1 pseudogene is annotated in these 266 nt (G+C 39.8%); it reads right to left on the bottom strand.

From position 1 onward, the window contains the following. A pseudogene (locus M3206_RS18895) lies at window positions 1-266 on the bottom strand (IS3 family transposase); the annotation flags it as partial.

Genomic DNA, 266 nt, shown 5'->3' with positions numbered 1-266 from the left:
CATCATAGATATTTTCTAGACGCATCTTTATCACGCGTCCGCCGAGCTTTCCTTTTTTACTGTCATGAATCTGCTTAATGAGTTGATAATCCTCTTCATCTTTTGTTTCTCGTTCAAGGCGCTTTGGTTCTGCTTTTAGCCAGGCATAATAGCTATTCCGTTTTACACCAGCTATTTCACAGAGATGGGAGACATGGCGTTTAAGGTTGTGTTTTCGGATCGTTTCATTGATGAGCTGATACTTCTCAGATGTTGTTACTTCTTTT

Source organism: Fictibacillus phosphorivorans, from assembly GCF_023715845.1.
Classification (GTDB): domain Bacteria; phylum Bacillota; class Bacilli; order Bacillales; family Fictibacillaceae; genus Fictibacillus; species Fictibacillus phosphorivorans_D.
Note: the sequence above shows the minus strand (reverse complement) of the source record. Positions and strands in the feature narration are given on the sequence as shown.